Raw genomic sequence first — 9,020 nt, forward strand, 5'->3', positions numbered from 1 at the left:
GTGCGGTCAGGAGAGTGTCCAGATCGGTGTTCACAGCGCGCCCCACGGGTCGAGCCAGTGTTCTACACCACCGATTCTGGGCACTCTCCGTCATTCCGGACAGAGCCAAAGCGCATCAACCATCTAGCCGGTCACGGTCGCCCTGCGCTCGGCGACCCTCTCCACCACATCGGTGGCTTGTGAGGCGGGCAGGCCCGCCGCGGTCAGAAACGTGATCGCGGTGGACCTGCCCGCCTTTTCCGCCGGTACGACACCGTCGTTGACGGCCTCCATCACGGCGAACAGGTGGCGCAGGATTCGGTGGGCGCGGGCAATGGTGTGGCGCAGGGGATCGCGGCGCGGGCGAGGGACCTCGCGGAGACGGCTGCGAACGCGACCACGCCGCAGGAGGCGGCCCAGCTCAAGGCCCAGGCCCAGGAACTCGCCCAGGGCGCTGGCCAGATGAGGGACGCGGTCGGCTCCGCGTTCTCGGACGCGGTGGCGCACACGAGCCTGATCGGCGCGGTGATCCTCGGGGTCGGGACGGTCGTGGTGGCGGTGCTGCTGCCACGGGCCGGGAAGGGCGGCCGGGTGGTCGCCGCTTCTGGGGCGGCTGAGGGCGAGGAGCGACCCGAGGCCGCTGACGAGCGTGACTCCGTTTCCGCGGACGGCGGTCGCTGACAGGGGGATCCGTGCTGGTGGGGCGGTCGATACGATCAATGGCAGCGGTGCTCGACCGGCGCCGTGGTCACGGGGAAAGGGAAGTTGATGGCGCCCAAGCCGAAGCGTGCCGCCATAGGGGAGATGTGGATCAGGTGCCTGGTCTGTCAGGGGGATCTGTTCCGGGACCGGGAGGTCAAACTCAACAGTTCCGGGATGGAGTTCATGAACCTGGCCTGGGCCAACGAGTCCGCCACGGGGCTGATCTGCTGGCAGTGCGGGCACGTCCAGCTCTTCGTCAATCGGGAGCTTCGGATGTACAAGGCGGACAAGTGACGGGGAGTCGTGCCGCATCGTCATGACGATGCGGGGTGTGCTGGGTGAGGTTTCCGCCATCCAGGTGGACGTGTGTGCAGACTGTTGACCGATATTCAAACCTGCCAGTAACTTCAGCGTTGCACCACTGAAACACCCGCCACAGCCGGGCCGTTGGCGTATGTGGCTCGCTCCTCTCCGGGACTGACCCCCATCGGATTCAAAGGAGACTCCAGATGGTGATCCGCCGTGCCCTCACGCTGCGCCTGACAGCCGCCCTCACCGGAACCGTCGCCCTGGGGCTTGCCGCTCCCGCGCACGCCACCGCTTCCGGACCCCTCGACTACGTCGCCCTCGGCGACAGCTTCAGCGCCGCGTCCGGCGTACTGCCGCTCGACCCTTCCGCCCCGCTGCTGTGCGCCCGCTCCACCGCCAACTATCCGCACGTCGTGGCCAAGCGCACCGGCGCCCAGCTCACCGACGTGACCTGCGGCGGAGCCCAGACCAAGCACTTCACCGAGTCCCAATACGCCGGTGTCGCCCCGCAGTTGGACGCCGTCGACGCCGACACCGACCTCGTCACGCTGACCATCGGCGGCAACGACAACAACACCTTCATCAGCGCGATCGTCGCCTGCGGTACCGCCGGTGTGCTCTCCGGCGGCAAGGGCAGCCCCTGCAAGGACGCCAACGGGGACAGCTTCATCAAGCAGATCGACGCCAACACCTATCCGGCGCTCAAGGCCTCCCTCAGCGCCATCAAGGACAAGGCACCGCAGGCCCGCGTCGCGATTCTCGGCTACCCGTGGATCCTGCCGGCCAAGTCGGACCCGAGCTGCTTCGCCAAGATGCCGGTCGCCGAGGGTGACGTGCCCTATCTGCGGGAACTCCAGACCCACTTGAACAAGGCCGTGCGGCGGGCCGCTTCCGAGACGGGTGCCACGTACGTCGACATGGCCGCCGCCTCGGAGGGGCGCGACGCCTGTGCTCCGCACGGGACCCGGTGGATGGAGCCGATGCTCTTCGGCACCAACTTCGTTCCGGTGCACCCGAACGCCCTCGGCGAGGCGGGCATGGCCGAGCAGGCGATCGGCGCGCTGGACCTCAAGTGAGCCGCTTACCTTTTGGTAAGTACCTGACTAATTAGTCGGTACTTGTGGGGTGTTGGGTGCCCGGCAAGCATGGTCGGCATGACCGACCACACGCTCGACCAGCAGACCTCTCCCACGACCGTAACCGTGCTCGGCCTCGGCGCCATGGGGCAGGCCCTCGCCGGGGCCTTCCTCGAGGCCGGGCACCCCACCACCATCTGGAATCGCACGCCGGGCAAGGGTGACGACCTGGTGACCGCAGGAGCCGCACGCGCCGCCACCGCTGCCGAGGCCGTCCGGGCCTCGGACGTGGTGGTGGTCTGCCTCTACGACTACGAGGTCTCGCGGGCCGTGCTCGGCCCGATCGCCGCGGAGTTCTCCGGGCGTGTTCTTGTGAATCTCACGTCGGACACCCCGGAGCGCTCGCGCGAAGCCGCCGCCTGGGCCGCCGAGCACGGGATCGACTATCTGGACGGCGCCATCATGGTGCCGGTGACGGTCATCGGCACCGGCGACGCGCTGCTCTTCCACAGCGGCTCGAGGTCCGCGTACGAGCGGCACGAGGGCACGCTCAAGGCGCTCGGCGGGAAGACCGTGTACCTGGGGGATGATCACGGACTCGCCGCCGTATACGACAACGCGTTGCTCGACTTCTTCTGGACCAGCATGTACGGGCTTGTGCACGCCTTCGCGCTGGCTGGTGCGGACGGGGTGAAGGGTGCGGACCTGGCCCCCTACATGAGCGACCTGCTCTCGATCTTTCCGCCGGCCGTCGCGTCGACGGCGGTCCAGGTCGACTCCGGCCACTATCCGGGCGAGCAGGCCCCGCTGGTCACGGAGGCCGCCAACGTCGACCACATCATCCACGCCTCCGAGCACCGGGGCCTGGACGTGCGCGCCCTGGGCGGCATCAAGGCCGCCCTGGACCTGGCCATCAGCAAGGGGCATGGCGCGAACGGCTGGACGGCCGTCATCGAGGCCCTGCGCCCCGCCGCCTCGCAGGCCCGCTGAACGACAGGCGGGGCCCGCCCCCTGCGGCGTACGGTGAAAGGGTCGGCAGTCACAGGGCAGGAGCCGCACCATGGCCGGTGAACCCAGCTTCTTCGAGATCGGTGTCGAGGACCCGGAGCGCGGGCGGGTCTTCTACGGCGAACTGCTCGGCTGGACCTTCGTGCCGGGGCCGTCCGGGCACGGGTATGTGATCGACACTCCGGGTGTTCCCGGCGGCATGCACGGCGGTGACCCGGGGGCCTCGCCGTATCTCTTCTTCAAGGTCGACGACCTGGACACCGCCCTCGCGCGGGTCATCGAACTGGGCGGCACCGTCGAGGCGCCCATCGGCGCGGACAGCGAGGAGTCGGACGCGGCCTTCGGGCGGTTCCGGCTGTGCCGGGACGACCAGGGGTCCGTCTTCGGGGTGCATCAGCCGCCCGGTGAGTGACATCGGCCGCGCATCGCGCTGGCCTTGACGCCCACGTCAAGGATTACCGTCGTAGGCATGCGCATCGGCGAACTTGCGGAGCGGGCGGGCACCACCACGCGGACGCTTCGGTACTACGAGTCACGGGGGCTGCTGCCGGCACGGCGCAGCGGCAATGGCTACCGCACCTACGACGAGGACGACGTACGCCTCCTCGAGCAGATCAGGACCCTGCAGGACTTCGGGTTCGATCTGGAGGAGACACGGCCCTTCGTGGAGTGTCTGCGGTCGGGTCATCCGGCGGGTGACTCCTGTCCCGCATCGCTCGATGTGTACCGCCGCAAGCTCGGTGAACTCGACGCGCTGATCGCCGAGTTGAGTGCGGTGCGGGAACAGGTCGGCGCGCAGCTGGTGCGGGCCGAGGCGGCGGTTCCGGGGGGTCCGGAGCCCCGTTGCGCAGTGACGGGATGAAGTGGACGGGATGAGGAGCGGGGAGCATGTCTAATTTCAAGGTGGCGGGCGTGGCCCAGGTGACGGACGCGGACTTCGAGGGGGAGGTCCTGAAGTCGGACGTGCCGGTGCTCGTGGAGTTCGGTGCGGAGTGGTGCGGGCCGTGCCGGCAGCTCGGCCCGGTGCTCGGTGAGATCTCGAGCGAGGAGGCGGACCGGCTGAAGGTGGTGCAGTTGGACGTGGACCACAATCCGGCGACCGCGATCGCGTACAACGTGCTTTCGGTGCCGTCCCTGCTGGTGTTCCGGGGCGGTGAGCCGGTGAAGCAGATGGTCGGCGCGCGGCCCAAGCGCAGGCTCCTCGCCGAGCTGGCCGAGGCCGAGGTGCTCTGACCCGTCCGCACGCGGCTCAGTGCGGACAAAGAAATACCCCGGACGAATTGACGTCCGGGGTATTTCTCTGCGTATATTGGATTCTTTCGCGAAGCCCTGCCTATTTGGGCATAACGGCAACACGAGAACCTGTATAAGAGCACTGTAACTGGCGAGGGGCTGAATTGTCAACCGAGGAATTGCGGGAAGAGCAGCAATTCGTCTCCGGGCTGTATGCGCGTCTCGACGCGCTGCGCGAGGAGGCCGAGTCCGCTGTGCAGGCATCGTTGTCGCAGGTGGGCAATGGTCTGCAGGCGCGCCTTGAGCGCGATGTCATGGTGGCCGAGCAGTCCGGTCTGCTGGCCGCGTTCAACTCGGGGGAGAACGGACTGTGCTTCGGGCGGCTCGAATTCCGCGACGGCCGTGATCACCACATCGGGCGAATCGGAATCCGCGCGTCCGACACCGAACGCACCCCGCTCGTGATCGACTGGCGCGCCGATGTCGCACGCCCCTTCTATCTCGCGACCGGCCATGTACCGATGGGCCTGCGCAGGCGCCGGCACATCACCACCGAGGGCCGAGAGGTCACGGCCCTGCACGACGAGATCCTCGATCTCGGCGACACCACCCGCACCGGGTACGAGGGCGCGGACGCCGACGAGGTGCTGCTCGCCGCCCTGGACTCGGCGCGCACCGGCCGTATGCACGACATCGTGCAGACCATCCAGGCCGAGCAGGACCGCATCATCCGCGCCCCGCACCGCGGCGTCCTCGTCGTCGAGGGCGGCCCCGGCACCGGCAAGACGGTCGTGGCCCTGCACCGCGCGGCGTTCCTGCTGTACGCCCACCGTGAGCTGCTCGCCAAGCGCGCGGTCCTGATCGTCGGCCCGAACCCGGCCTTCCTCGGCTACATCAGCGAGGTGCTTCCCGCGCTCGGCGAGACGGGAGTCCTCCTCTCCACCGTCGGCGAGCTGTTCCCCGGCGTGACCGCCACCGGCATCGAAAGGCCCGAGGCCGCCGAGGTGAAGGGCCGCGCGGAGATGGCGGACGTGCTCGCCGCCGCCCTGCGCGACCGGCAGCAACTCCCCGAACCCGGCGCCCCGTTGATCATCCGGCACGACGACGGCGATCTGATCCTGGACTGGACGATCGCCCAGGAGGCGCGGGACGCGGCGCGCGACGCTGACGTGCCGCACAACCTCGGCCGCCCGCACTTCGCCTTCCACATCATCGACTCCCTCACCGCCCAGCTCGCCGAGCGCATCGGCGCCGACCCCTACGGCGGACCCAACTTCCTGGGCCCCGACGACATCGCCCAGCTCGGCAAGGCGATCGCCGCCAGCCCCGAAGTGCACGCCGCCATCGAGGAGTTGTGGCCGAACCTCACCCCGCAGGGCTTCCTCGCCGACTTCCTCGAGGAGCCCGCGCCGCACCTGCCGGAGGAGGACGCACGCCTTGTCCGGCGTCCGCGCGGTGGCGCCTGGACGGCCGCCGACATCCCGCTGCTCGACGAGGCCGCCGAGCTGCTCGGCAGCGACGACAGCGCGGCGCGGGCGATGGCGGAGGCCGAGCGGGCCAAGCAGATCGCTTACGCGCAGGGCGTGTTGGACGTCTCGTACGCATCACGTACGTACGAATTCGAGGACAAGGACGACGAGGAGTCCGAGGTCCTGCTCGCGCACGACATCATCGACGCCGAGCGGATGGCCGAGCGCCAGGAGGAGGCCGACCACCGCAGCGCCGCCGAGCGCGCGGCCGCCGACCGCACCTGGGCCTTCGGGCACATCATCGTCGACGAGGCGCAGGAGCTCTCGGCGATGGCATGGAGGCTGCTCATGCGGCGCTGCCCGACCCGCTCGATGACGCTGGTCGGCGACCCCGCGCAGACGGCGGAGGCGGGCGGCTGCGGATCGTGGGAGCGGATCCTGACGCCGTACGTCGAGGACCGCTGGGAGTACACCCGGCTCGGGGTCAACTACCGCACCCCCGTGGAGATCATGGACGTGGCGGCCGAGGTGCCGCGGGCAACCGGCGACCCGGACTTCCGGCCGCCGAGCTCGGTGCGCTCCACGGGCGTACGCCCCTGGGCGCTCGCCGCCGAGGACCTGCCCGCCGCCCTCGCGGACGCGGTCGCCGCCGAGGCTGGGGACGACGGCCGCCTCGCGGTCATCGCCCCTCGCGAGCTGCACGCCGACCTCGCGGCGAAGCTGCCCGACGTGACGGCGGGCGAGGCGCCCGACCTGACCCGGCCGGTCGTCCTGCTCGACCCGCGTCAGGCGAAGGGCCTGGAGTTCGACACGGTGCTCGTGGTCGAGCCCGCGCGCTATGGGGCGAGCGACCTGTACGTGGCGCTGACTCGCGCCACGCAGCGGCTCGGCATCCTGCACACGGAAGGGCTGCCGGAGAGCCTTTCGTCGGTTCTCACACCGGGCGCAGCCACACCGTAGCCAGCGGCGGCAGCGTGAGGCGCAGGGATGCGGGGCGGCTGTGGGACGCCACCGGCTCCGGCTTGAGGGGGTCGGGGTTGGTGACGTCACTGCCGCCGTACAGCGCCGCGTCGGTGTTCAGGACCTCGCGCCACGCGGCGATCTCGTCCGGGACGCCGAGCCGGTACTCGTGGCGTACGACCGGCGAGAAGTGCGAGACGGCGAGCAGTGGCGACCCGTCCTTGTCGTGGCGCAGGAAGGCGAAGACGTTGTCCTCCGCCGCCTCGCCCTCGACCCAGGCGAAGCCGCCGGGATCCGTGTCCCGCTGCCACAGGGACGGTTCACGGCGGTAGACGGTGTTCAGGTCGCGTACGAGGTCGCGCACGCCCCGGTGGTCGGCCTCCGCGCCGTACGCCGGATCGAGCAGCCACCAGTCCGGGCCGTGACTCTCCGCCCACTCGGCGCCCTGCGCGAACTCCTGCCCCATGAAGAGGAGTTGCTTGCCGGGGTGGGCCCACATGAAGCCGAGGTACGCGCGGTGGCTGGCGCGCTGCTGCCACCAGTCGCCCGGCATCTTCGACACCAACGACCCTTTGCCGTGCACGACTTCGTCGTGCGAGATCGGCAGGACGTAGTTCTCGCTGTACGCGTACACCATCGAGAACGTCATCTCGTTGTGGTGGTACTTGCGGTGCACCGGCTCGTGGCTCACATAGCCGAGCGAGTCGTGCATCCAGCCCATGTTCCACTTCAGGCCGAAGCCGAGACCGCCGAAGCCGCCAGGACCCAGGTGGTGCGTCGCACGGGTCACGCCGTCCCAGGCCGTGGACTCCTCGGCGATCGTGACGACGCCGGGGGCGCGGCGGTAGACGGTGGCGTTCATCTCCTGGAGGAAGGCCACGGCGTCCAGGTTCTCGCGGCCGCCGTGTTCGTTCGGGCTCCATTCGCCGTCCTCGCGCGAATAGTCCAGGTAGAGCATCGAGGCGACCGCGTCGACCCGCAGACCGTCTATGTGGAACTCCTCGCACCAGTAACTCGCGTTGGCGACAAGGAAGTTGCGGACCTCCTTGCGGCCGAAGTCGAACTCGAGCGTCCCCCAGTCGGGGTGTGCGGCGCGGGCCGGGTCCTCGTGCTCGTACAGGGTCCGCCCGTCGAACTCCGCGAGCGCCCAGTCGTCGCGCGGGAAGTGCGCGGGCACCCAGTCCATCAGGACGCCGATGCCCGCTCTGTGCAGCGCGTCGACCAGGTACTTGAAGTCGTCGGGGCCGCCGAGCCGGGCCGTCGGCGCGTAGAACCCCGTCACCTGATAGCCCCAGGACCCGCCGAAGGGATGCTCGGCGACCGGCATCAGCTCGACGTGCGTGAAACCCAGATCGGCGACGTACGCGGGCAGCTGCTCGGCCAGTTGACGATACGTCAGCCCAGGCCGCCAGGACGCCAGATGCACCTCGTAGGCGGAGAACGGCGCGTCGTGCACCGGCAGATCCGCGCGGTGCGCGAGCCACTCCCCGTCACGCCACTCGTGGTGCGACTCGTACACGATCGAGGAGTTCGCGGGCGGCTCCTCCGTGCGGCGCGCGAGCGGGTCCGCGCGCAGCGTCTTGGTCCCGTCGGGCCGGGTGATCTCGTACTTGTACAGCTCGCCCTCGCCGACGGACGGCACGAAGAGCTCCCACACACCGCTGCCGCCGAGCGAACGCATCGGAAAGCCGGTGCCGTCCCAGAAGTTGAAGTTCCCCACCACACGCACACCGCGGGCGTTGGGCGCCCACACCGTGAAGCGGGTCCCCGTCGCCCCCTCGTGCACCATCGGGCGCGCCCCGAGCGCCTGCCACAGCTGCTCGTGCCGCCCCTCGCCGATCAGATGCAGATCGAACTCGCCGAGCGCGGGCAGGAAGCGGTACGCGTCATGGATCTCCAGGTCGGCATCCTCGTACACGATGTGAAGGCGGTAGTCGTCGGGGATCTCCCGCAGCGGGAGGACCCCGGAGAAGAACCCGTCGCCGTCGTCGAGCAGCTCGGCCCGCAGGTCCCTGGCCACGACCGTGACGGACCGCGCGTACGGCCGCAGGGCGCGGAACGCGATGCCCTCGCGCACCGTGTGGGCGCCGAGCACGGCGTGCGGGTCGTGGTGCGTGCCGCTCAGGAGGCGCTCGCGGTCGGCCTCGGGGACGGGGGACGTGGGGCGCTTCGTCCTGTTCTTCCGCTGCGGCTGCTTCTGCGACGGCTGCTTCTTCCGCGGGGGCTGCCGCTCCGGCTTGCGCCCGCTCTTCTCGGTGGCCTCGTCGGACGGTTTGCGCGGCTG

Annotated in this window: 9 protein-coding genes and 1 pseudogene; 8 read left to right on the top strand and 2 right to left on the bottom strand. The window is 69.7% G+C overall.

The annotated features are described in order from the left end of the window. Positions 1–123: 123 nt before the first annotated feature. A complete protein-coding gene (locus E2651_RS44350) occupies positions 124–273 on the bottom strand; it encodes a hypothetical protein (protein ID WP_167829007.1) in 150 nt (49 codons plus the stop codon). A gap of 15 nt (positions 274–288) precedes the next feature. On the opposite strand from E2651_RS44350, the pseudogene E2651_RS37285 reads away from it, so the two are divergent. The 8 genes and pseudogenes from E2651_RS37285 to E2651_RS37320 form a co-directional block, all read left to right on the top strand. Next, positions 289–660 (top strand): annotated as a pseudogene (locus tag E2651_RS37285) (MFS transporter); the annotation flags it as partial. A gap of 87 nt (positions 661–747) precedes the next feature. Then, positions 748–975 carry a hypothetical protein gene (locus E2651_RS37290; RefSeq protein WP_135335706.1) on the top strand — a complete coding sequence of 76 codons (228 nt, stop codon included), beginning with the start codon at positions 748–750 and terminating at the stop codon, positions 973–975. A gap of 215 nt (positions 976–1,190) precedes the next feature. Continuing rightward, entirely contained in the window at positions 1,191–2,066 is an 876-nt protein-coding gene (locus E2651_RS37295) for an SGNH/GDSL hydrolase family protein (protein WP_135335707.1), read from the top strand. A 78-nt stretch (positions 2,067–2,144) separates the two neighbouring features. Continuing rightward, positions 2,145–3,056, top strand: coding sequence for an NAD(P)-binding domain-containing protein (locus E2651_RS37300; protein WP_135335708.1), 912 nt, complete (start codon positions 2,145–2,147; stop codon positions 3,054–3,056). A 70-nt stretch (positions 3,057–3,126) separates the two neighbouring features. After that, positions 3,127–3,486, top strand: coding sequence for a VOC family protein (locus E2651_RS37305; protein WP_135335709.1), 360 nt, complete (start codon positions 3,127–3,129; stop codon positions 3,484–3,486). A gap of 57 nt (positions 3,487–3,543) precedes the next feature. Further along, positions 3,544–3,936 carry a MerR family transcriptional regulator gene (locus E2651_RS37310; protein WP_135335710.1) on the top strand — a complete coding sequence of 131 codons (393 nt, stop codon included), beginning with the start codon at positions 3,544–3,546 and terminating at the stop codon, positions 3,934–3,936. Between the two features lie 26 nt (positions 3,937–3,962). Next, positions 3,963–4,307 (top strand): thioredoxin, encoded by a 345-nt coding sequence (trxA, locus tag E2651_RS37315; protein ID WP_135335711.1) that lies wholly within the window; start codon positions 3,963–3,965, stop codon positions 4,305–4,307. A gap of 164 nt (positions 4,308–4,471) precedes the next feature. Further along, a complete protein-coding gene (locus tag E2651_RS37320; RefSeq protein ID WP_135335712.1) occupies positions 4,472–6,736 on the top strand; it encodes an AAA family ATPase in 2,265 nt (754 codons plus the stop codon). On the opposite strand, the gene glgB is transcribed toward E2651_RS37320, so the two are convergent. Beyond that, positions 6,711–8,861, bottom strand: a complete 2,151-nt coding sequence (gene glgB, locus E2651_RS37325; protein WP_135335713.1) for a 1,4-alpha-glucan branching enzyme — start codon at positions 8,859–8,861, stop codon at positions 6,711–6,713. The two genes, E2651_RS37320 and glgB, sit on opposite strands and share 26 nt — an antisense overlap. Positions 8,862–9,020 lie beyond the last annotated feature (159 nt).

Source organism: Streptomyces sp. MZ04 (assembly GCF_004684775.1).
Classification (GTDB): domain Bacteria; phylum Actinomycetota; class Actinomycetes; order Streptomycetales; family Streptomycetaceae; genus Streptomyces.

Bases quoted from the DNA above. Each gene is read 5' to 3' on its own strand.
- E2651_RS37305 (WP_135335709.1), top strand. From the start codon at position 3,127: ATGGCCGGTGAACCCAGCTTCTTCGAGATCGGTGTCGAGGACCCGGAG.
- E2651_RS37310 (WP_135335710.1), top strand. From the start codon at position 3,544: ATGCGCATCGGCGAACTTGCGGAGCGGGCGGGCACCACCACGCGGACG.
- trxA (WP_135335711.1), top strand. From the start codon at position 3,963: ATGTCTAATTTCAAGGTGGCGGGCGTGGCCCAGGTGACGGACGCGGAC.
- E2651_RS44350 (WP_167829007.1), bottom strand. From the start codon at position 273: ATGGAGGCCGTCAACGACGGTGTCGTACCGGCGGAAAAGGCGGGCAGG.
- E2651_RS37295 (WP_135335707.1), top strand. From the start codon at position 1,191: ATGGTGATCCGCCGTGCCCTCACGCTGCGCCTGACAGCCGCCCTCACC.
- E2651_RS37290 (WP_135335706.1), top strand. From the start codon at position 748: ATGGCGCCCAAGCCGAAGCGTGCCGCCATAGGGGAGATGTGGATCAGG.
- E2651_RS37300 (WP_135335708.1), top strand. From the start codon at position 2,145: ATGACCGACCACACGCTCGACCAGCAGACCTCTCCCACGACCGTAACC.